This is a genomic window from Streptomyces sp. NPDC047028 (assembly GCF_040644095.1).
GTDB lineage: Bacteria > Actinomycetota > Actinomycetes > Streptomycetales > Streptomycetaceae > Streptomyces.
Map to the genome: position 1 here is coordinate 104,947 of NZ_JBEYVS010000012.1, position 21,691 is coordinate 126,637.

20 protein-coding genes and 1 pseudogene are annotated in these 21,691 nt (G+C 72.2%); 10 read left to right on the top strand and 11 right to left on the bottom strand.

All coding sequences use genetic code 11. The features are described 5' to 3' along the window. Nucleotides 1-18: 18 nt before the first annotated feature. Together ABZ854_RS13650 and ABZ854_RS13655 are read right to left on the bottom strand one after the other, a co-directional pair. Complete coding sequence (locus tag ABZ854_RS13650) at nt 19-945, bottom strand: DMT family transporter (protein ID WP_361209005.1); 927 nt, start codon at nt 943-945, stop codon at nt 19-21. Between the two features lie 6 nt (nt 946-951). After that, on the bottom strand, nt 952-1,812 hold the full coding sequence (locus tag ABZ854_RS13655) for an SDR family NAD(P)-dependent oxidoreductase (RefSeq protein ID WP_361209008.1): 861 nt from the start codon (nt 1,810-1,812) through the stop codon (nt 952-954). 277 nt (nt 1,813-2,089) lie between these two features. Between ABZ854_RS13655 and ABZ854_RS13660 the strand changes: the two genes are divergently transcribed. The 3 genes from ABZ854_RS13660 to ABZ854_RS13670 all read left to right on the top strand — a co-directional run bounded on the left by ABZ854_RS13660 (nt 2,090) and on the right by ABZ854_RS13670 (nt 3,325). After that, on the top strand, nt 2,090-2,446 hold the full coding sequence (locus ABZ854_RS13660; RefSeq protein ID WP_129311438.1) for a PRC-barrel domain-containing protein: 357 nt from the start codon (nt 2,090-2,092) through the stop codon (nt 2,444-2,446). 16 nt (nt 2,447-2,462) lie between these two features. Beyond that, nucleotides 2,463-2,624: a hypothetical protein gene (locus tag ABZ854_RS13665; protein WP_164992463.1), complete on the top strand. Its 162-nt coding sequence runs from the start codon at nt 2,463-2,465 to the stop codon at nt 2,622-2,624. Nucleotides 2,625-2,977: 353 nt separating this feature from the next. Beyond that, complete coding sequence (locus ABZ854_RS13670) at nt 2,978-3,325, top strand: hypothetical protein (RefSeq protein ID WP_361209012.1); 348 nt, start codon at nt 2,978-2,980, stop codon at nt 3,323-3,325. A 29-nt stretch (nt 3,326-3,354) separates the two neighbouring features. Here the strand turns inward: ABZ854_RS13670 and ABZ854_RS13675 are convergent, their stop codons facing one another. Together ABZ854_RS13675 and ABZ854_RS13680 are read right to left on the bottom strand one after the other, a co-directional pair. Continuing rightward, complete coding sequence (locus ABZ854_RS13675; protein ID WP_361209015.1) at nt 3,355-4,290, bottom strand: LysR family transcriptional regulator; 936 nt, start codon at nt 4,288-4,290, stop codon at nt 3,355-3,357. A gap of 91 nt (nt 4,291-4,381) precedes the next feature. Then, nucleotides 4,382-5,266 (bottom strand): winged helix-turn-helix transcriptional regulator, encoded by an 885-nt coding sequence (locus ABZ854_RS13680; protein WP_361209018.1) that lies wholly within the window; start codon nt 5,264-5,266, stop codon nt 4,382-4,384. Nucleotides 5,267-5,324: 58 nt separating this feature from the next. Between ABZ854_RS13680 and ABZ854_RS13685 the strand changes: the two genes are divergently transcribed. Together ABZ854_RS13685 and ABZ854_RS13690 are read left to right on the top strand one after the other, a co-directional pair. After that, nucleotides 5,325-6,584: an MFS transporter gene (locus ABZ854_RS13685; RefSeq protein WP_361209021.1), complete on the top strand. Its 1,260-nt coding sequence runs from the start codon at nt 5,325-5,327 to the stop codon at nt 6,582-6,584. A 157-nt stretch (nt 6,585-6,741) separates the two neighbouring features. Next, a pseudogene (locus ABZ854_RS13690) lies at nt 6,742-7,372 on the top strand (dihydrofolate reductase family protein). On the opposite strand, the gene ABZ854_RS13695 reads toward ABZ854_RS13690, so the two are convergent. From ABZ854_RS13695 to ABZ854_RS13705, 3 genes are all read right to left on the bottom strand, one after another. Continuing rightward, the gene (locus ABZ854_RS13695; RefSeq protein WP_361209023.1) at nt 7,357-7,548 is read right to left on the bottom strand and encodes a DUF6381 family protein; all 192 of its coding nucleotides are present in this window, start codon (nt 7,546-7,548) and stop codon (nt 7,357-7,359) included. The pseudogene ABZ854_RS13690 and the gene ABZ854_RS13695 overlap by 16 nt on opposite strands. A gap of 177 nt (nt 7,549-7,725) precedes the next feature. Continuing rightward, on the bottom strand, nt 7,726-8,193 hold the full coding sequence (locus ABZ854_RS13700) for a hypothetical protein (protein ID WP_361209026.1): 468 nt from the start codon (nt 8,191-8,193) through the stop codon (nt 7,726-7,728). A 402-nt stretch (nt 8,194-8,595) separates the two neighbouring features. After that, a complete protein-coding gene (locus tag ABZ854_RS13705; RefSeq protein WP_361209029.1) occupies nt 8,596-9,132 on the bottom strand; it encodes a hypothetical protein in 537 nt (178 codons plus the stop codon). Between the two features lie 366 nt (nt 9,133-9,498). Between ABZ854_RS13705 and ABZ854_RS13710 the strand changes: the two genes are divergently transcribed. Next, nucleotides 9,499-10,677 carry a type III polyketide synthase gene (locus tag ABZ854_RS13710; protein ID WP_361209032.1) on the top strand — a complete coding sequence of 393 codons (1,179 nt, stop codon included), beginning with the start codon at nt 9,499-9,501 and terminating at the stop codon, nt 10,675-10,677. 159 nt (nt 10,678-10,836) lie between these two features. Here the strand turns inward: ABZ854_RS13710 and ABZ854_RS13715 are convergent, their stop codons facing one another. Beyond that, nucleotides 10,837-12,999 (bottom strand): SpoIIE family protein phosphatase, encoded by a 2,163-nt coding sequence (locus ABZ854_RS13715; protein WP_361209035.1) that lies wholly within the window; start codon nt 12,997-12,999, stop codon nt 10,837-10,839. A gap of 227 nt (nt 13,000-13,226) precedes the next feature. Between ABZ854_RS13715 and ABZ854_RS13720 the strand changes: the two genes are divergently transcribed. After that, on the top strand, nt 13,227-13,541 hold the full coding sequence (locus ABZ854_RS13720) for a metalloregulator ArsR/SmtB family transcription factor (protein WP_361209038.1): 315 nt from the start codon (nt 13,227-13,229) through the stop codon (nt 13,539-13,541). Then, entirely contained in the window at nt 13,538-13,951 is a 414-nt protein-coding gene (locus ABZ854_RS13725; RefSeq protein ID WP_361209041.1) for an SRPBCC domain-containing protein, read from the top strand. The genes ABZ854_RS13720 and ABZ854_RS13725 overlap by 4 nt, the downstream gene beginning before the upstream one ends. A gap of 86 nt (nt 13,952-14,037) precedes the next feature. Here the strand turns inward: ABZ854_RS13725 and ABZ854_RS13730 are convergent, their stop codons facing one another. After that, nucleotides 14,038-14,478 carry a hypothetical protein gene (locus ABZ854_RS13730; protein ID WP_361209044.1) on the bottom strand — a complete coding sequence of 147 codons (441 nt, stop codon included), beginning with the start codon at nt 14,476-14,478 and terminating at the stop codon, nt 14,038-14,040. Further along, a complete protein-coding gene (locus tag ABZ854_RS13735) occupies nt 14,472-15,143 on the bottom strand; it encodes a hypothetical protein (protein ID WP_361209047.1) in 672 nt (223 codons plus the stop codon). The genes ABZ854_RS13730 and ABZ854_RS13735 overlap by 7 nt, the downstream gene beginning before the upstream one ends. 124 nt (nt 15,144-15,267) lie before the next feature. Between ABZ854_RS13735 and ABZ854_RS13740 the strand changes: the two genes are divergently transcribed. Next, nucleotides 15,268-16,455, top strand: a complete 1,188-nt coding sequence (locus tag ABZ854_RS13740; protein ID WP_361209049.1) for a PP2C family protein-serine/threonine phosphatase — start codon at nt 15,268-15,270, stop codon at nt 16,453-16,455. Between the two features lie 14 nt (nt 16,456-16,469). Here ABZ854_RS13740 and ABZ854_RS13745 read toward each other — a convergent pair whose 3' ends face one another. After that, the gene (locus ABZ854_RS13745) at nt 16,470-16,961 is read right to left on the bottom strand and encodes a MarR family transcriptional regulator (protein ID WP_361209052.1); all 492 of its coding nucleotides are present in this window, start codon (nt 16,959-16,961) and stop codon (nt 16,470-16,472) included. Nucleotides 16,962-17,671: 710 nt separating this feature from the next. Between ABZ854_RS13745 and ABZ854_RS13750 the strand changes: the two genes are divergently transcribed. Then, on the top strand, nt 17,672-21,691 hold the full coding sequence (locus ABZ854_RS13750) for a HAMP domain-containing protein (protein WP_361209055.1): 4,020 nt from the start codon (nt 17,672-17,674) through the stop codon (nt 21,689-21,691).

Sequence of the window (21,691 nt, forward strand, 5' to 3'; positions counted from 1 at the left end):
GACCGCCTCCTCACCGGGTCAGTGTCCGCGGGGCGTCGGCACGTGCGCCCCGCCCTCGTCCTGCCGGCGACCGCCCGGCTCCGTGTCCCAGCCGCCCTTGACGGACGGGGCGTTCGCCAGTCCGATGCTGCCCGCCCCGATCAGCGCGATGCCGATCAGTTCAGGGAGCACCCGCAGCCCGAGGTCGATGGCCTCCGAGAACAGCGCCCAGCCCAGCGCCACGCTGGTGATGGCGTCGCCGAGGGTGAGCGTGGGCTGCGAGGCGGCCAGCGACCCGGCGCGGAACGCGGCCTGCAGCAGCAGGAAGGCGACGAACCCGGCGCCCGCCGTCGCGTACAGCGACCAGTGGGCCAGCATGACCGGGAGCCCGTGTTCGAGCATCCCGACGGCCTCCTTCAGCAGGGCGGCCGTGGTGGCGAAGGACACGGCGGACGCCAGGCCCAGCAGGGCCGCCCGCGCGGTGCCCCGCGTCGGACGCGCGATCAGCACCAGCAGCGTCACGACGCAGAACATGACCACGCCCACCACGAGCCAGGCCCCGGGCGAGGCCGTCGAACGGCCGGGCTGGGGGGACGCCGACAGCAGGAAGACCGCCAGTCCCACCGCGAGCGCGGCGAACGCGAGCCAGGTCCGCCGGTCGGGGGGACGGCGGAACACGAAACTGCCCACGACCAGGGTGAACAGCAACTCGGCGGCCAGCAGCGGCTGGACCAGCGACAGGCTGCCCACTGCCAGTGCCCAGGCCTGCAGCACGCTGGACAGCACGAGCAGACCCGTCCCGGCCAGCCAGTGCGGCCGCCGTAGCAGGTGTCCGAGTCGCCGCACGGCGTTCTCCACCCCGGTGTGGTCGTCCGACTCCTCCACGGCGGCCTGCCGCTGCAGCACCGAGGCCGAGGCGTTGGAGAGGGCCGCGAGCAGGGCGAGCACGACCGTGAGGGCGGTCATGCCACCTCACCCGAAGTGGGCGGCGAGCCGCCGGTAGAGCCCCGGCGTCGTGCCCCGTACCCGGATGGGAAGACGCAGCCAGCCGGGGACGTACACCTCGTCCTTGCCGCGCCGTACGGCGGTCCAGACGGCGTCCGCGACCCGTTCGGCCGGCACGGGCCTGGGCCGTGACCGCTGGTAGGGGGCGCCGCGCCGGTCGAAGAACGGGGTGTCGACCACGCCGGGCACGACGAGGCTGACCCCCACACCGCTGCCGCGCAGTTCGTACCGCAGGGCGTCCGCGAACGCGGCCAGAGCGGCCTTCGCGGCCGAGTAGACGGCCTCCCCGCGCACACCCACGCTGCCCGCGAGGGATCCGATGAGCACCACGCGTCCCGATCCGGCCGCGACCATGTGCGGCAGCACGGTGCGTACGAGGTGCACCGTGGACAGCAGGTCGACGTTCACGACCTCCTCGATCGACGCGTGCGGCATCCCCACGAAGTCGCCGGCCCAGCCGACCCCGGCGCCGGCCACCAGCAGATCGACGGCCCCCACCTCGCCGAGCACGTGCTCGGTCAGCCGGCGGTCGGCGCCGGGCCGGGTCAGATCCGCCGCGAAGGCCGTCGCCGACACCTGCCTCGCCACTTGCTCCAGCCGGGTGACGTCCCGCCCGTTGAGCACCAGCCGCCAGCCTCCCTCGGCCGCGAGCCGGCGGGCGACGGCGGCGCCGATGCCCGAGGAGGCGCCCGTCACCAGAGCCGTACCGCCACACACGCCCCGCCCGCCCCGGCCGGTGGCCGGCCGACGGACGGAGCCCACCGCCGGAGCGACGGGCCTGGCCGGCGTGACACGGCTGTGGCCTGCGGGGGAAGGGGCGTGAGACATGGCGACCGACCTTCACAGCGACGGTGTACGCGGACGCGAGGTCCCGGCTCCGACCGTTCGTGAGACCCGGGGCCCGGCCTTCGCGGGGTATCCCGGGCGCCGCGTGACGAAACACGGGCGGCCCGGGAACCCTGATCCGATCCTGCCGGGCGAGGCGGGCACGGGCACCCGGGAGTCACCCGCCCCGCGCGCCCTCGGCCCCCGCGAACGTGCTGCGACAGGTGTGCCCAGACGGGGTAGGAGAAGAGGTGCATCCGTAACGAGAGGAAGGCCAGGAATGTTCGAGGCCGACAACATCCGGGAGTGGCGCGGTCACGACGTGGTGGACGCGGACCGCCGCAAGATCGGCACCCTGGAGTCCGTCTACGTCGACACCCTCACCGACGTGCCCGCCTTCGCGACGGTGACCGTCGGCCTGCCCACCCGGCGCCGACTGGTGTTCGTACCGCTGGACCAGGCGCGGGTCGGGCCCGGGTACCTGAGGGTGCGTTACAGCAGGAGCGTGGTCAAGGACGCCCCGGCGATCGACCCGGACGGCGAACTCCCCGCGGAGGACGAGTCCGCGGTCTTCGCGCACTACGACCTTCCCTACGAGCAGGGCGCCCGCGGGGAACGCCGCCTCGGGCGGCGCTGACCGATCGGAGAGAGCCGTGAGCCTGTTCCTCCTGCTGCTTCTCGTCGCCGTGATCCTGGGCGCCGTCGGTCTGGCGGTCAAGGGACTGATCTACCTGCTGATCATCGGGGTGATCGTCCTCGTCGTCGACTTCGTCCTCCTCGGTGCCCGACTGGGCCGGCGCCGGCACCCCAGGTAGGGCCTGCCCCGGGCCGGGGCCGGCGTGGCGGGCCGCCCGGGATCAGCGGACCACCGCGCGGGTACGAGTCACGGTCCAGCAGTTCATATTGGACGCGCTGTTCGTCGTCCAGACCGTCCACCTCGGGCAAGATCAGCCCCGGGGCGCGGGGCCGGCGTCCACGCGTGCACCGCGCACACGACGGTGTCCACCGCGTACCCGGCATTCCGGCGGCCTTCACGTACGGCCGGCCGGTGAACAGGCCGCTGGTCACGAGCGGATGACCGGCCCGGCACGGGTACCCGAGCGGGGAACCGATCGCCGCAGAAGGAACGGGGGGATCGTGATGCTCTCTCGTTCATGCGAGCGGGGGGGTGCTCGTCGTCACCGTCGGCGAGGACACCGACGCCAAGGACGCGGCGCCTGCGTTGTACGGGCGGATCAGCGACCTGGTCCACGCGCACCGGCCGGGCTCCGTCGTCATCGTGCTCGACGAGGGCGCGGCGACCGACACGGCGGTCGGCACCGTGCTGCGGGTCCACCGCATGTGCAGCGGCCTCGGCCTGCTGACGTCCGTGGCCACCCACAGTGCCCCGGCACGGCGCCTGCTGGAGGCGAACGCCGACGCCGCGTGCACGCGCCTGGTCATCCACGCCCGCACCGACACCGCGATCGCCACGGCGAACCGGGCGGCCCCCTGTATCACGGTGCCCGCCGCCTGACCTGCGCCGGGCTCGCGGTTCAGCTCGGTTCAGCCGGGAGTCACCCAGCCCGGCGTCCAGGTCCCGGCGGCGCCGGGGGCGGCCGTCGTGGCGGCCAGGTGGGCGCGGAGGGTGGTCAGCGCCGGGTGGGGGTTGTCGCGGTGCCAGAGGAGCGAGTGCGGGTAGACCGGCTCGGGGCCGGTCACCGGGATACGGCGCAGTCCGTGACCGGCGGGCCAGACGAGGCGCGTGTCCCCGCCCATGAAGGTGGCCAGGGCCGGGGTGTCGGCGATCGTGTCGAGCAGCGCGTCGGAGCCGAAGTTGGGGCCGGTCGCCTCGATGGTGAGGCCGAACTCGGCGACGAGGTCGTCGTAGTAGGCGGCCCACTCGGTGCCGGGCACGATGCCGGGCATCCAGATCCGGTGCCCGACGAGCTGGGGGAGCGTCACCGACTTGGCGGCCGCCAGCGCGTGGCCGGGCCCGGTGAGGAGCTGGAGCGGCTCATCGAGGACCCGGACGGACTCGATGTCGTCGGGAAGGGGCCGGTCGGGCACGCCGACGGCGCGGAAGGACGCGTCGATCGACCCGGACCGGATGGCGGCGACGGCCGTATCGATGTCGAACAGCATCAGCACGTCGAGGTCGATCTCTGGATGGGCCCGGTGGAAGCCGCGCATCAGGCCCGACGCGGCTCCGCGTGAGGCGATCACGTCGACGCGCAGCGGACGGCGGCCGGTGCGCACGGACGCGACCGCGCGCTCGGCGACACGCAGCAACTCGCGGGCGTGCGGCAGGAACGCCTGCCCGTCGATGGTGAGCTCGGCTCCGCGCGAGGTACGGGTGAACAGCCGGACACCCAGCCGGCGTTCCAGCGCGGCGATGCGCTTGGAGACGGCCTGCTGGGTCACCGCCAGCTCGGCGGCCGCGTCCTGGAACCGCCCCGCGTCGGCGGCGGCGACGAAGGTCCGCACGGTGTCGAGGTCCACGCCGACACCCTACGGCCACAACCAGGGGTTGTGGCGCGCCCCGGCCCCCGCAACGCCGCCCCGCCCGAGACTCCCCGCCCCGCCGGAGCCCTCAGGCCCCGGCCAGCGAGTCGACCAGTGCCAGAGCCTCCTCCACGGAGCCCGCCGGGTCGTCGAGCGGGTACAGCACGCCGCGCACCGTCCGGGAGGAGTCGAGGACGAGGGTGAGCCGCTTGAGCCGGTCCACTCCCGCCGCGCGGAACGTGGGGAGCCGCAGTGCCGCCGCCAGCCGCAGGTCGGCGTCGGACAGCAGGGGGAACGCGATCCGCTCGTGCTCCGCGAAGGCGGCGAGCTGGTCGGGGCGCTGCGTGCTGACGCCGTGCACCCGCGCGTCGCGCTCGGCGAACTCGGCCATCCGGTCGCGGTACGTACACGACTCCAGCGTGCAGCCGCGGGCGCCCGGGATCAGCCCCCAGCCCGGCGGGTAGTCGTGCCCGCCGGGTGCGTAGGCCCCCGGGAAGCAGTACAGGACCGTCCAGGCGTGCTCCGTGGAGACCGGGTCGACCGGCTCGCCCCGGGGGCCGGCGAGTTCCAGTTCGGGGAGCCGTCGTCCCACCAGGGCGTGCACCCGGCGGGTCTCCGCGGAGTCGGCCGCGCTGGTGGCCGACAGGGCGCCGTCGCCCATCACATGGCGTCCGCCCCAGTCCTGGAGGGCGACGAGGACCGGGAGCAGGCCGCGTCCGGCGGGCGTCAGGTGGTACTCGTAGCGGGGAGGGTGCGGGCTGTAGAGCCGCTTCTCCAGCACCCCGTCCGTGACCAGTGACTTCAGACGCTCCGTCAGGACCTTCCGGCTGATGCCGAGTCCCTCGCGGAGCACGTCGAACTGGTGCGCCCCGCCCGCCACGTCGCGGATGAGCAGCAGCGTCCACGGATCACCGACCACCGTCAGGGCCTGCGCGATCGCGCAGTCCGGGTCGCCGAGCTCTGTGTATCGCATGATCCATGAGTATAGTGAGTTCCCTAAAGAGACTTACTCGAGGTCGCAGGGGGCGGTCATGACGACGACGGTGCACGGGCGGGAAGCGCGGGAGGGGCGGCCGGACACCGCGACGCGCCTGGCGGCGTTCTGGCGCTACTGGGGTGCCTCCACCGCGAGCGGGATCGGCGACGCGGTCACGGCGGTGGCCCTTCCGCTGCTCGCGGTCCTGGTCCTGCACGCGTCTGCGTTCGAGGTCAGCCTGATCACGGCCGCGGGCTTCGCCTCCTGGCTCCTGATCGGCCTCCCGGCGGGTGTCCTCGTCCACCGTCTGCCGCTGCGCGGCACGCAGGTGGCGATGGACGTGGTCCGGGCCGTGGCGGTGGCCTCGGTGCCGGCCGCTGCCGCGCTCGGCGTGCTGAGCCTGGGGCAGCTGGTCGTCGTGGCCCTGGTGGTCGGGCTGGCGTCCGTCGTCTTCGACGTCGGCAACTCGACGTTCCTGCCGTCCATCGTCAGCAAGGAGGAACTCACGGCCCGCAACAGCCTCACCTCCGGCACGCGGGCCGCGACCCAGCTCGGTGGCCCGTCCCTCGGCGGGGTCCTCGTGCAGCTGCTCGGCGCGGCGGCCTCGATCGCGGTCGACGCGGTGAGCTACGTCGTCTCGGCCGCGCTCATGGGGAGCCTGCCGCGGGTCCCGCACCCCGCCCAGGAGGGCCCGCGGCGCGGCGTGGGCGAAATGATCCGCGAAGGCTGGCGGTACGTCGTCCGCCACCCCGTCATCGGCCCCTGCACGGCCGACGCGACCGCCGTCAACTTCGTCTGTGGCGGCCTGATGGCGCTCATTCCCGTCTTCCTGGTCCGCACACTCGACGCACCGCCCGCCCTGGTCGGCGTACTGCTCGCGACCGAGGGCCTCGGCACCCTCGTCGGCGCGGCGCTCACGCCCCGGATCGTCGCGCGCCTGGGCAGCGGGCGCGCGCTGCGCCGGGCCGCGCTCGCCGCCCCGTGCTTCGCCGCGCTGATCCCCCTCGCCGGCCACTCCGCGGCACTCGCGCTGTTCGCCGTCGGCAACGGCGGCTTCTGCGGGGCGGTGGTGGTGACGAGCATCGTGGCCCGCACCTACCGGCAGACGGCCACGCCCCCGGAACTCCTGCCGCGCGTCATGGCCACGGTCCGCTTCATCTCCTGGGGCGCGATCCCCTTCGGTGCGCTGGCCGCGGGAGGCGCCGCCGCCCTGTGGGGGACCCGCGCCTCCCTCGCCCTCATGGCCGCGCTCTCCACGATCAGCCCGGCGATCCTCCTCGCCGGCCCGGTCCGACGCATGCGCGACCTGGTCTGACCCCGCCGTCCCACCCGGGCAAGCTGATCAACAACCGACTGACCAGCGGGACCGTATGGTTCTCCGGGACGCCTGAACGCCCGTACCGGGCAAGCCTGTTCGAGGGCTGCGCCCGTACGGCGCTCAGCAGACGACGGACCAGCGGAGGACGATCGCCGTGCGCACCTTGACCTACTACGTCGCCACCACGCTCGACGGTTTCATAGCGGGCCCCGACGGGGGTGACCCCAGCGGTCCCGGCGGATTCCTCACCGTCACCCCCGACTACCTGGAGCACATGATCGCGCACTATCCGGAGGCGCTGCCGGCCCCCGCCCGCGCCGCGCTGGGCGTGACCGCGCCCGGTACCCGCTTCGACACCGTCGTGGAGGGCCGCCGCTCGTACCAGCTCGGACTGGACGCCGGCATCACCGACGCCTATCCGCACCTGCGGCACTACGTCTTCTCCCGCACGCTCACGCAGAGCCCGGACGCTGCCGTCGAGGTCGTCGCCGAGGATCCGTCGGCGACGGTCCGGAGGCTCAAGGCCCAGGAGGGCAAGGGGATCTGGCTGGTCGGCGGGGCCGAGCTGGCCGGCGCCCTCTACCCGGAGATCGACGAACTCGTCCTCAAGGTCAACCCGGTCGTCATCGGCGCGGGCATCCCCTTGTTCGCGGGGAGGACAGGCGCCGATCCGCGCGCGTTCACCCGACCACACCGTGCTGCCCGGCGGCGCCGCCTTCCTCACCTACACGCGCACAGACGCCGACCAGCGAGGGAAGACATCGCTGCCTCATTCCGAGGGATAGATGTCTCCGCTCCGCATCGCGCTCTCCTGCTCACTCTGGCTCTGCAGCCGGCGGGCCTTCTCCTGAAGCTGCTGCCGCTTCGCGGGATCGTTCGTGTCCTGCGCGGCCGCCATCAGTTCCTGGGCCTTCTCACGCATGTGCTGGAGTCGTTCGCGAAACTCTCCGCTGTCACTCATGATCCGTCCTTGCATCGCAAATGGGGAGCTGCACACTTCGCAGCGTATGCGGTGAGCAGGGGCCGGGCGACCGGGGCGGCACCGCCGGGCGCCGGGCATCAGCCGGACGTCGCCGCCGACGTAGAGAGGCCGACCGGTACCGGCTGCCGGAGCGCGGCCGTTCCCGCGCGGCGGGCCTCAGGGCCGACGGTCCGAGGCGGTCACGATGCCGTACGTCACCAGCCCGTACAGCAGGTGGGGCACCGCGTCGGAGGCCCAGTCCTTGGCCGACCAGCTCGTCGGGTCACTCACACCCAGCCGCGCCATCGGCAGGTCGGTGGCGGCCATGGCCAGCGCGGCGGTGACCGCCCCGCCCAGCCACCAGGGCATACGGATGCCGACGCGCCGCAGCAGTGACACGGCCGCCCCGGTTCCGCAGCCGACGGCGATGCCGGACAGAGCGCCCAGACCGGAGAGCCGGTTGTCGCGGATGCCGCCCGAACCGGGCACCGGATGCCCTGCTTCCTGGGCGATCTGGTCCACGACCTGGGCGGGAGCCTGGCTGGAGGGCCGTCCCCGCCACGCCATGTCGGCGTAGGTCACCGCGTTCAGCACGGTCGTTCCCGCGGCACCCGCCGCGCTTCCCCGTACAAGAGTCCGCATCATGCCGCCCCGAGTTCCCTCACCGTGACATCCGAAGCACGGTCCTGCACGTCGCCTCCGGGCCGGCGAAGAGCACGTCCCGTTCGTGGCGAGGTGCCGGAAGAAGGCCGTCCCGTCGAGACGTGACCGCCCCCGCGGACCCCGAGCTGCACCCCGATGATCAGGGTCCACCGGCCGTCGCTGAAGCGGACGGTGCCATGGGTGCCGGTGCGGTCGGCATCCCGGACCGCGGGCATCATCGGGTCCCTCCGTGACCGCAGGCCGGCCAGTGGGCCGTGCGGATCATCTCGTCGAGGTGGCGGCCGGCGCACCGGGGAGCCGAACGGCGAGCGCCGTAACGGCACTTCGAGGGCCTACCCGCCATGCGGCCTGCGGTGGCGGGTCGGTAGTCGCGACGCCGAAGCGTCACTCCTCCTCCGCACCCGACAGCGCTTCGATGATCATGCGGGTGGCGAAGTCCCGGTCGTCGGTGAGCCGGTTGATGTGCTCCGCGAGCAGGAAGGCGGTGGCCTCCAGGGGGTTCATCTCATCCTTGGTCCAGCTCCCCAGCTGCTTGCGCCACAGGCTGGGACTCAGGCCCGTCCCCGCGGCGACGACCAGACCGGCCATGGTGGGGATGGCCTCGGGGCGGACGCTTTTCGGCATCATGCGCAGCGTGGCCACGAGGCTGGGCACCACGCACTCGATGACGTCCTTGTCGTGGTCCTCGTAGGCCATCTCCAGCCACCGCATGAACATGTAGATGAGCGTGCAGGCGCCGTCCACCAGGTCATCGAGCCCGCTCGGACCCAAGGACGCGGCGAACTGCGCTGTCAGCGCCCGCTGTTCGGCGTCGGAACCGAGGTTGTCGTCGTAGACGGCCTTGAGCCGGGAGTCGATCATCATGAGGGCCGCGCCCACATCGCCGGCGGGCGCGTGCTGGGGGTCGCAGGGCGATGGCACAGGATTCCTCCTCGGCGGGGCCGTGGGCAACGCGGCGTGCTCGTACAGTAACCCGCCGCTGATGCCGGGTCCGGCGAAATCGACCGGCGCCGACGACGGCCCTCTGGCTGACCCCACGTCAGTAGTGGCGTACGACACTCCGCCGCACCGCGGCCCCCTCGGCGGTGTGTGCCGTGTCACCACGCCAACATGCGCCCGAGTTGCCTGGATCACAGCGGAAATGTCCTTTTAGCGTCCATGCTCGATACGGATGCTGGCGCCCGAAGTGGAGCGCATCGGCATCAACTTGGGCGTCCCGTGCCGAAGTGACCCATGACACAGCACTCGTGGCGTTCCCCCGCGTACCCCTCAGAAAGGTGCCCCCTGATGGCCGCTTACCTCTGCCCTCCTGCCGTGATACACGGCGAGCACGCCGTGGAGACCAGCCAGATCGTGGCGGAGGTGCGCGGCCGGCACCCGGAAGCGGCGTGGGCGCCGCGGATCGACGGCATAGCGGCCAGTACGGGCATCGAGACCCGCGGCTGGATGCTGCCGCTGGAGACCGCCGTCGCGCCCGGCAAGGGCCTGCCGGCCGGGGACCTGGGGGCGGCCCGGGAGGCGCTGGTCCGTGACGGCTTCGCCGGCGAGGACGTGGACCGCGCGATCGCCGCCCTGGAGGCGGTGCCCGCGCCGCAGACCGTCCAGGAACGCACCGCGCCCGCGTGGGAGGCCGTGCAGTCCTACGGGGAGCGCGCGGCGCGCGGCGCCCTGCAGATCGCCGGACTGGACGCGTCGGACGTCGACTGCGTCATCACCAGCAACTCCACCACGCCGGCCCTGCCGGGGCTGGACGTCGCCCTGGCCAACAGGCTCCCGCTGCGTGACGACGTGCTGTTGCTGCCGGCCACGCAGTGGGCCTGCATCGCCGGCACCCGCTCCCTCGCGCTGGCGGCGGACCTCGTGGCCGCCGACCCGGACCGCGTGGTCCTGGTCGTGATCGCGGAGGCGCTGAGCACGACCTACCAGCCCGCGGACGACACCCTGGAGTCCCTGATCGTCCGGCTGCTGTTCGCGGACACCGCCGTCGCCACCGTGGTCACCGGCCGCCCGCGACCCGAGTCCATGCTGCGGCTCGACGCCTCCTGGAACCACACCCTGCCCGGCACCCAGGATCTGCACCGTCTGGAGACGCGGGCGGACGGCACCCACTTCGTCATGGACCGGCGCGGGCCGCGCGCCGTACAGCAGACGGTCACCGCGATGTGGGAGTGGCTCCGCGTCCGCTACCAGGAGGACCCCGGCTCCTGGCACCCCGACGTGCTGCTCGCGCACCCCGGCGGGACCAAGGTGCTGGAGTACATGGAGCAGACCATGCCGGAGGACTGGCCGGCCGGACTCCTGGACTACAGCCGAGCCAGCTACACCACCGGGAACCGGGGCGGCGCCGCCGTCTTCGACATCATGCGCAGGGCCTACGACGCAGGGCAGAAGCCGGGCAGCCGTGCCGTCCTGTACGCGGCGGCCCCGGGCCTCACCGCGACCGCCCTGGAGGGGGAGTGGCTGTGACGCCTGCCGGCAGGCGTTCGTGACATCCGGGGAAGCGGGGGCGGCGGCCCGTCCGTGAGCCGGTGCCGCCACCGGCGCACCCGACGGCGGCGCGACGGCACCGGCACCGCTCCCGTGCCGTCGGCGCCGGTCTCCGGACGCCCCCGGCTCGGAGCCCCGTCACCTCGCGACTTCCGCCCAGACCACCTTTCCGGTGTCCGTCCACCGCACTCCCCAGCGGGTGGTGAGCCGGTGGACCACGTGCAGACCGCGGCCGTGGTCGTCGAGCAGGCCGCCCCGGCCCAGACGCGGTCTGCCGTTGCCCGTGTCGGCCACCTCGCACAGCAGTCCGTGGCCGGACCTGATCAGCCGTACCGTGATGGGCCCTTCGGCGAAGCGGACCGCGTTGGTCACCAACTCGCTGACCAGCAGCAGCACGCTGTCCCGGGTGTCGTCGCGGGTGTGCCAGCGCCGCAGCAGCGCGGCGACCAGGGTGCGTGCCCGGTCCGCCGCGTCGTCGCGGGCGGGCAGCCGCCACGTCGCCGTGTCCCCCTTGCGGTAGCCGATCGTGCGCGCGAGCAGCAGGGTGACGTCGTCACGCTGGCGCACCGGGGCCAGCGTGGCGACGACGCGCCGCGCGGCCTGTTGCAGGGTGTCCCAGGGGTGCACCGCCGCCACGGCGTCCGCCAGCCTGTCGATGCCCTCGTCGATCGGCACGGCGGGATCCTCCACCAGGCCGTCGGTGTACAGGGCGAGCAGGGAGCCCGGGGGAGCGGCGAACGTGTGCACGCCGAACGGCTCCCGCAGCGCGAACTCGGCGCCCAGGCCGGGATGGGGCCGGACCGCGAGCGGGCCGGCGCGCCCGTCCGGTTCCACCAGCACCGGCGGCAGGTGGCCGGCGCTGGACAGCGACACGCGATGGCTGACCGGGTCGTAGACGGCGATGCAGCAGGTCGATCCGAGGGCGCTGTACCCGGCCGCGAGCCCGGACTCCGCGTCGTCCAGCAGGGACACGGTCTCGTCCAGGTGCTCCAGCACCTCGTCGGGCGCCAGCCCGGCGGACAGCAGCGCACGGGCCTCCATGCTCAGCTGTCCCATGGTCGCCGCGGCCCCCAGACCGTGCCCCACGACATCCCCGACCACCAGGGCGGTACGGCCGTCCGGCAGGGGGAAGCTGTTCACCCAGTCCCCGCCGACGCCAGCGCTGTCGGGGGTGGCGGGCTGGTAGACGCTGGCGATCTGGATCGTGTCCCCGCCGGTGCGCGGCAGCAGTCGGCGCTGCAACGCCAGTACCTGCGTGTGCTCCCGCTGGTGCTGGCGCGCCAGGTCGACGTGGTGGGAGGTCCTGGCCACCAGTTCCTGGAGGTCGAACAGCTCGCTGTCGTGGAAGGGCCAGTCCGCCCGCCGCCAGACCTCCGCCACGCCCAGGACGACGGGCGGTACGCCGTCCAGGACCAGCGGAATACACGCCACACCCGCCGACCGGTCACCGGGCACCAGGGCACGGACCAGCCGCGGACTGCCGAGCACCCGCTCGACCGCCTTCCGGTCGGGTATGACGATGGCCTGCGGGGCGTCGTCCCGCCGTACCGCCTGGGACAGCAGCCGGCTGGCGTCGCCGGGAAGATCGTCTCCCGGCGTCACGTACCCCTCGGGCCATGCGCGGTCCGGCACCAGCGCCGCCCGCCGCAGCCGGATGCGTCCCTGCGCCTGCTCGGTGACGCCCTCACCCGTCCACACGGCGAAGTCGAGGTCCACGGCGGCCACGTCCCCCCAGGCGAGCAGGGACTCCGCCAGCGACTGCGCCGTCTCGCCGATGTCCAGTGAGGTCCCGATCGCCGTCTCGGCGGCGTACAGGTGCAGCCGCCTGGCCATGGCGATCACCGAGACGGTCAGGCCGCCCTGGGGGGCCACGGCGCTCAGGATGCTCATCGAGACCACCAGCTCCGACCCGTCGGCGCGGCGCAGGCGCTGCACCCGGGCCACGTGTGCCTCACCGGTCTCCAGCACCTGCCGCAGCCGCCGGGTGACCGTCGGCACGTCCCCGGGGGGCAGAAGGTCGACGAACGGGCTCCCGGGCACGGCGTCGAGCCCCGAGAAGACGGGGGCGTCCAGATTGCAGTGGGTGATCCGCAGCTCCCGGTCCACGTTGACCGCGCCGAGGATCTGCTCCTGACGATCGTCCGCCGGGTCCTCGGGAACGGGTCCGCGTCCGGTGCGGCCGCCCTCCACGCCGGCAGGGCCGACGGCCCCCGCCGCTCCGACCCGCGGGATGTAGCGCCCCAGGGCGCTGCTGACCATGTCGAACGGCGACGAGGACGAGGGGGAGGGGGTGGAGTCCATGGGCTCTCTCAGCTCGCTCGCCAACCCCGGCACAGCACCGGGGCGTACCCGAACCCGCGCGGCGGGGCCCCGAAACCCGGACCGCACACCTCATTGAATAACACCGGGCGGTGCTTCGCACACACCAGTGGATCGTGCACCGAGCGCGAGGACCGAACGCGCACAGTGAGCAGAGGACCGGTCGGAAAAGATTGACGCGTCGGAACATCCCGACGTATTCTCGCTCCATGCCCACTGACGTGTTCGGCGTTCTGGCCAACCCCGTACGACGCAAGCTGCTCGAACACCTGCGGGAGGGGCCGCGGTCCACGGGTGAGCTGGCCGCGCTGTTCGAGCTCGGCAGGCCGGCGGTGTCCGAGCACCTGGCCGTGCTGCGCGCCGCCGGTCTGGTACGCGAGGAGCCGCGCGGGCGGCACCGCTTCTACCACCTGGTCCCGGCCGGCCTGGCCGAGGTCGGCGAGTGGCTGCATCCGTTCGAGCACTACTGGAACCAGCGCCTGACCGCGCTGGGCGACCTCCTGGACGAGGAAGACACGCCGTGACCGCGAGCAACGAGATCAACTGCGAGAAGTTCCTGCCCCACGCCCCGTCGGCGGTCTGGGCCGCGCTGACCGACCCCGCGCTGCACGCCCGCTGGTGGGCGGCGGGAGACGTCAAGCCGCTGGTGGGCCACCGCTTCACGCTGGACATGGGCGCCTGGGGCAGCCAGCCGTGCGAGGTGACCGAGGTCGAGCCCGAGCGGCTGCTGAGCTACCGCTTCGCCGAGGGCACCCTCGACACGACGATCACCTGGCGGCTGGTCCCCGAGGGCAGGGGCACCCGCCTCTTCCTCACCCACGCCGGTTTCGACCTGGACTCCCCGCTGGGCCGCCAGGCCCACGACGGCATGGGCCACGGCTGGCCCCACGTCCTCGCCCACCTCGGCACAGTCCTGGACGAGACGCCGGCCTGACTCCGGGCCCGCGGACCAGGCGTCCGCCCGGCACCACACCACGTGGCGCGACATCCGCCGACGGCCACGCCCGCTGATCCCGGCACTCAGGACGGCGTCGGCGGCCGCACCCGTGGCGCGAAGCGCAGGCCCTCGGCCGCGTCCGGGCGCCAGTACCGCGGAACGGTCTCGTGGACGACGTCGATCCGTTCGGCGGCGATCAGACAGGAAACGGGCTCCGAACCGCCCGCGTCCGCCTCTAAGGCGACGAGAACGGGCGGCCCCTCACCGAGTCGACGAGTGACGCGCAACCGTTCCTCGGCCGTCGGCGGGCGAAAGACCGGATCAGCGAACCGCGCCGGGCAACTGACGAACGCGGGGTCGCCGAAGACCAGCTCCAGGCCGTGCGCATAGGACAGGTCGGGCCCGGCCGCCAACCGGAACTCGGCGGGGTCCCAGGCGACCACGTCCCAGTCCCACCAGGATCCTTCGGGGAGCTGGATGCCGACGTCCCGTCGCTCCGCGCCGCTCGGCCGCCGCTCTACCATCCCAACTGCGCCTTCCCGAGGCGGAGTCCCGTGGCACGGAGCCAGTCCTGTGCGGCCTCGTCCGGGTTTCGTGTGCCGATGGACAGGTAGACGGCGTGCCGGCCGGGATCGGGCTCACTGCACTGCACGGTCCATCTGCTGTTGAGGCAGAGTTGGACGCCGCAGAGTTTGGCGCTGGGCAGGCCGCGCAGTGCCGAGAGCCAGCCGATGTCGATCGACAGCGGGCCGCAGGCCGCGACCGCGTCGTCGATCTCCTTCTCGGTGCACTCGTCGGGGTCGCGGACGGGAAAGGTGTGAGGTGTCCTGCCGTTCGTCAGCTGGAACGAGACCTCCGGGGGCAAGGGCCACAGGGGGGCCAGTTCGCTCTGCAGCTCTGTGCCCACCCAGCCCTCGGACCTGTCCCGAAAGCCCAGGCGGTCCAGGGTTTCCCAGAGTTCCTCGACGCGCGGCTCCCGCCGGTCCCCGGTCGAGCGGGAGAACGCCCCGCCGGTGAAGTACCGCCGGGCGTGCTGGAACTGTTCCCGTGTCGCGATGTCCTCGAAGGCCAGGGACGGCAGCTCCGGCGCCCCGGCACCGAACCGGGCGAGCAGCTGACGGGCGAAGCGCAGAGCCGTTTCCCCGTCCGGCAGCGGTTCCAGCACCTGGTAGAGCATTGACGCACCCATCGGCCCACCCCTCACCCGCACCATGATCAGGCGGCCCCCAGGCTATCCTGCGGCTGGCTGAGCAAGATCCGGCCCGTGCCCGCATGCTGGGGTGCAGTGCTGTCGAGCGGCGGTAGGGAACCCGATGGATCGCAGAATCGCCGTAGTACGTGCTCTGGAGGCCGCGGCTCCCGACAGGCTCGTGGACGTGCTGGCCACCTGCCTGCGTCAGCACTATGACGCCGACAGGGTGGAACTCCGCCTGGCGGACTACGGGATGCGCTCGCTGCAGCCGGTCCAGCGGCCCCCGCTGGTGCTGGAGCCGCTCTCCGTCGACGGCACACCGCAGGGCCGGGCGTTCGACGCGCAGGAACCGCACACCGTGTCGTCCGGGTCGGAGGAACGGGAGGTCCATCTTCCGGTGACGGTCCGCGGCGACCGGCTGGGTGTGCTGTCCGTGACCGTTCCCGGCCATTCCCACTCTCCCGCGGTACAGGCCGAACTCCACGCTGTTGCCACCGCCCTCGGGCGGGAAATCGTGCTGGCCGGACGGGAGACCGACGAGTACGAAGTGCAGCGCCGGGCCGAACGCCTGACACTCGCCGCCGAATTGCAGTGGCTGCTGTTGCCGGGTCGCTCGTGCGCGAGGGACGAATTCGCCCTCGGAGCACACCTCGAACCGGCATACGCGGTCTTCGGTGACGGCTTCGACTGGTCCGTTTCGCCGGAGCACCTCAGCGTGGCCGTCATCAACGGCATGGGAAGGGGAATGGACGCCGCACTGCTGACCGGTCTCGTGGTGAATGCCGTACGCAATGCCCGCCGGGCCGGGCTGGGACTGGCCGATCAGGCGGCCCTCGCCGACGAGGCCGTCTTCGCGCAGTACCGGGGCACCGCCCACGCCGCCGTACTCCTGCTGCGGTTCGCACTGGCGACCGGACGGGTGGAGGCCGTGGACGCCGGGTCCCCCCGCCTGTGGCGGATGCGGGCGGGCGAGGTCGAGCGGCTCGAACTGGAGCCGCAGCTGCCGCTCGGCATGTTCGGGGACACGCCCTTCGAGACCGAGACGGTGGACGTGGCGCCCGGTGACCGGCTGCTGATCGCCAGCGACGGCGTCTACACCGCCGCCACGCCCGCCGGGGAGGCGTACGGGGAGCGGAAACTGGCCCGCACCATGAAGGCCACCCGGCTGCTGCCGCCGGCCCAGGTACCGGTGGCCGTCCTCACAGAGCTGTCAGGGCACCTCGGGCACTCGCCCCTGGAGGACGACGCGGTGGTGATGTGCCTGGACTGGGCCGGACGGCCCGATGCGGCCCGACCCGGCGCCGGCTGACGTATCCGCCGTCCTCAGGCCGAGCGGGACACCGACTCGTCTGCGGCGCGGTCGGCGGCCGAGTCCAGGGCGGACAGCAGGCCACCGGCCCCTTCGACCAGCGCGTCCCGCGCGCCGGGCGGCATCGCGTCGAGCACGGCGGCCAGGGCCTGTTCCCGTGCGGCGCGCAGTTCCCGCAGACAGGCTTTCGCCTCGCCGGTCAGATGAAGCGCGATCTCCCTGCGGCTCTTGCCGCTGGGCGTCCGCCGGACCAGACCCATCGCCTCCAGGCGGGCACACAGGCGGCTCAGGGCGGACGGCGCGGAGTCGAGCGCCTCGCCCAACTCACGCAGGCTGACGTCGGGCGTGCGCTCCAGCGCGTGGAGGACGCGCAGTTGCGACACGGAGACGGGCAGGGAGGCGCTGTGCCGTTCCCTTTCCCACAGGGACTCCAGGCCTTCGACAGCCGCGCACAGCGTACGGATGGTCTCCTGCGATCTGTACGACCCGCGGGTCTTGTCACCCATGCTCAGACACTCCGAATCTGCTACAAGCGATCCGAGCGGACGGAAAAGATCACCCATGGTCCGTCGTGTGTTCCGACGGCCTTTCCCGCTACGGGGTGCCGCTTTCCCATGAGACGGGCTGCCCCGGCGAGGACTACCTCGCGAACCCATGGCATGGACAGTCAACCACACGGCCGTCACGGAAGACGGCACGGGATTCCCGCCGGGACACCGGCGACGCGACCCGGAGGAGTATTCGCCTTTCCCGGATATCCCCTTATGCGTCCCGCCGTGAGTACCGGTCACATTCGACCGCACCACCCCGCCGCACATGAATGGCGTACGAGGAGATTGTGGGCCCGGGCGGGCGCATTCTTGAAGGAATTCCGGCCGCCACCCAGAACCAGATCCGTTCCCCGGCGAACGTGCCGCAGAGGCGACACATTCCGGCCGTGGCCGGATCGACACCCGCTCGCCGGGTGCCGATCCTCGTGATCGGCTCATCCTCTGGGATCGCCGCAGGTCACGACCCCTGCCGGACCGGATGGGCACCGTGAGGGGCAGCCGGGCCCGGCGGGACGCGACTTGCCACGCACATACTGGGTGCCGTAGTAAATAGTTTCCCTGTGTAAAAAGTCTTCGTCGGTGGTGAAGATCACCGGCGCGGGGCGGCCCACTGGGCCGGCTTCAGCGCCGCTGGACCGGCGATCGATGACGGAACGAGGTTGGTCATGACCGAGGCGTCGGGCCAGGTGCCCAGCGTGAGGTCGACGCGGTCCGCCGGCAAGGTGGGCGAGCCCGAGTTGCGCCAGTTGCTGGCCGGCCTGACGGCGGTGCGCGACGGCGACTTCGGCACCCGGCTGCCGGACGGGGCGGACGGTCTCATGGGTGAGATCGCCACCGTGTTCAACGGCATGATCGACCAGCTGTCCCTGTTCACCTCGGAGGTCACGCGCGTGGCCCGTGAGGTGGGCACCGAGGGCACCCTCGGTGGTCAGGCGAAGGTGCCGGGCGTGTCCGGCACGTGGGCGGACCTCACCGAGTCGGTCAACGCCATGGCCGGCAACCTGACCACCCAGGTCCGCGACATCGCGCAGGTGGCCACGGCCGTGGCGCGGGGTGACCTGTCGCAGAAGATCGATGTGGACGCGCGCGGGGAGATCCTTCAGCTGAAGGACACCATCAACACGATGGTCGACCAGTTGTCCGCGTTCGCCGACGAGGTCACCCGCGTCGCCCGTGAGGTCGGCACCGAGGGCATGCTGGGCGGGCAGGCCGACGTCAAGGGAGTCTCCGGGACCTGGCGCGACCTGACGGACTCCGTGAACTTCATGGCCGGCAACCTGACCGGCCAGGTCCGCTCCATCGCGCAGGTGGCCACGGCCGTGGCGCGGGGTGACCTGTCGCAGAAGATCGATGTGGACGCGCGCGGGGAGATCCTTCAGCTGAAGGACACCATCAACACGATGGTCGACCAGTTGTCCGCGTTCGCCGACGAGGTCACCCGCGTCGCCCGCGAGGTCGGCACCGAGGGCAACCTCGGCGGTCAGGCGACGGTGCGCGGGGTCTCCGGCACCTGGAAGGACCTCACCGACAACGTCAACGTGATGGCCTCCAACCTGACCGGCCAGGTCCGCTCCATCGCGCAGGTGGCCACCGCCGTGGCCCGCGGCGACCTGTCGCAGAAGATCACGATCGAGGCCGAGGGCGAGGTCGCCGCGCTCGCCGACGTCATCAACACCATGGTGGACACCCTGTCCGCGTTCGCCGACGAGGTCACGAGGGTGGCGCGCGAGGTCGGCACGGAGGGGCGGCTCGGCGGCCAGGCGCGGGTGCCGAACGTCGCGGGCACCTGGAAGGACCTGACCGACAACGTCAACTCGATGGCGAACAACCTCACCGGCCAGGTCCGCAACATCGCACAGGTGACGACCGCCGTGGCGGGCGGCGACCTGTCGAAGAAGATCGACGTCGACGCGCAGGGCGAGATCCTCCAGCTGAAGACGACCATCAACACGATGGTCGACCAGCTGTCCTCGTTCGCCGCCGAGGTAACCCGGGTCGCCCGCGAGGTGGGCAGCGAGGGCCGGCTGGGCGGCCAGGCCGAGGTCGAGGGAGTCTCCGGTACCTGGAAGCGGCTGACGGAGAACGTCAACGAACTCGCCGGGAACCTCACCCGCCAGGTCCGGGCCATCGCCGAGGTGGCCAGCGCCGTCGCCGAGGGCGACCTCACCCGGTCGATCACCGTGGAGGCGTCCGGCGAGGTCGCCGAACTCAAGGACAACATCAACGCCATGGTGGGCTCCCTGCGGGAGACCACGCGGGCCAACCAGGAACAGGACTGGCTGAAGACCAGCCTCGCCCACATCTCCGGCCTCATGCAGGGCCACCGTGATCTCGCCGTGGTCGCCGAACTGGTCATGGACGAGCTCACCCCCCTGGTGTCCGCGCAGTACGGCGCCTTCTACCTCGCCGAGGAGACGCCCGACGGCACCGAGCTCAGGCTCGTCGGCTCCTACGGCCGGCCCGTCGGCATCGACGGCCACGACCGGTTCAAGCCCGGCGAGTCACTCGTCGGACAGGCCGCGCGCAGCCGCCGCGTCATCACGGCCGAAGGCGTGCCCGGCGACTACATCGGCATCTCCAGCGGACTGGGGAAGGCCACTCCCGGCGCCCTGATCGTGCTCCCCGTGCTCGTGGAGGACCAGGTCCTCGGCGTCATCGAACTGGCCTCCTTCACCCCGTTCACCGCGATCCACCGAGACTTCCTCGAACAGCTCACGGACACCCTCGGCGTCAACGTCAACACCATCCTCGCCAACGCCCGCACCGACGAGCTGCTGGAGGAGTCCCAGCGCCTGACCGGGGAACTCCAGTCCCGCTCCGCCGAGTTGCAGGTCCAGCAGGACGAACTGCAGCGCTCCAACGCGGAACTCGAGGACAAGGCCAAGCTCCTCGCCGAACAGAACCGCGACATCGAGGGCAAGAACCTCCAGATCGAGCAGGCCCGGCAGGAACTGGAGGACCGCGCCCACCAGCTGTCGCTGGCGTCGACGTACAAGTCGGAGTTCCTGGCCAACATGAGCCACGAACTGCGCACCCCGCTCAACAGCCTGCTGATCCTGGCCCAGCTCCTCGCGCAGAACCCCTCCCGCAACCTCACCCCCAAGCAGGTGGAGTACGCGGGCATCATCCACTCGGCGGGCTCCGACCTGCTGCAGCTGATCAACGACATCCTCGACCTGTCGAAGGTCGAGGCCGGGAAGATGGACATCAACCCGGAACGGATCGCCCTGCGCCCCCTCCTGGACTACATCGAGGCGACCTTCCGCCCGGTGACCACCCAGAAGAGCCTCGACTTCGCCATCACCTCGGCCGCCGGCGTCCCCACCGACCTGCTCACCGACGACGCCCGGCTGCGGCAGGTGCTGCGGAACCTGATCTCCAACGCGATCAAGTTCACCGAGCGCGGCAGCGTCGAGCTGTGCATCGAGCCCGCCCGGGACAGCGAGATCCCCGCTACCGTGCACCGGGACGGCCCCGTGGTGGCCTTCCGGGTCAAGGACACCGGCATCGGCATCGCCGCGCACCAGCTGGAGTCCATCTTCGGCGCCTTCCAGCAGGCGGACGGCACCACCAGCCGCAAGTACGGCGGCACCGGCCTCGGCCTGTCCATCAGCCGGGAGATCGCCCACCTCCTCGGCGGTGCCATCACCGCCCGCAGCGCGCCCGGGGAGGGCAGCACCTTCACCCTGTACCTGCCGGCCGCGTCCGCCGACCTCCTCCCGGTCGCGCAGAGCGGGGCGACCGCACCCCGAGCCGCGCAGGCAGCGGCCTCCGAGCTGCTGTCCGAGAGCCGGCCGTCCCTCCCCGCTTCAGAGGTGCCCACCCGGACGGCACGCCGGCTGCTGGTCATCGAACACCGGCAGCGCGGCCTGCTGTCGCTGGTCGCCGAGAGCGCGCTCGGCAACCTCCACGACACCCCGGAGACCCCCGGCCGCCCCCAGCACGAGGTGAGCACGGTCATCGGCGCCACCGAAGCGGCGGCGGCCCTCGCGGCCGGCCCGTTCCACTGCGTGGTCCTCGACGTCGACATGGACGACAACCAGGCCTGGGCCTTCCTCGACGCCAGCGACGGCGACGCGGCCCTGCGCAACGTCCCCGTCCTCGCCCACAACAGCCGCCGGCTCACCGCGGAGCAGGAACACGCCCTCCAGTCCCGGTCGGCGGGCCGGCCGCTGGAGGTGCTGTCCAGCCTCGACGAACTGCGCGAGCGCATCGCCCTGCACCTGTCCGCCGAACAGCCCGGCGACGTGGTGCCGCTGGTCCGCGCGGAGAAGACCAACCCGCCGCCGGACACGGTCGACGGCGCCCTGCACGGCCGTACGGTGCTGGTCGTCGACGACGACGCCCGCAACCTCTACGCCCTCAGCGGGATCCTGGAGATGCACGGCATCCGGGTTTTGCACGCCGAGGACGGCCGCAAGGCCATCGACACCCTGGACACGCACACGGAGATCGATCTGATCCTGATGGACGTGATGATGCCCGAGATGGACGGCTACACCGCGACCGCCCACATCCGCCGGATGCCCGGCTACGCGGACCTGCCGATCATCGCGGTCACCGCGAAGGCCATGCCCGGAGACCGGGACAAGAGCCTCGCCTCCGGCGCCAGCGACTACATCACCAAGCCCGTGGACGCCGACGACCTCATGGCGGGCATCCGCCACTGGCTGAGCGAGCGGTAG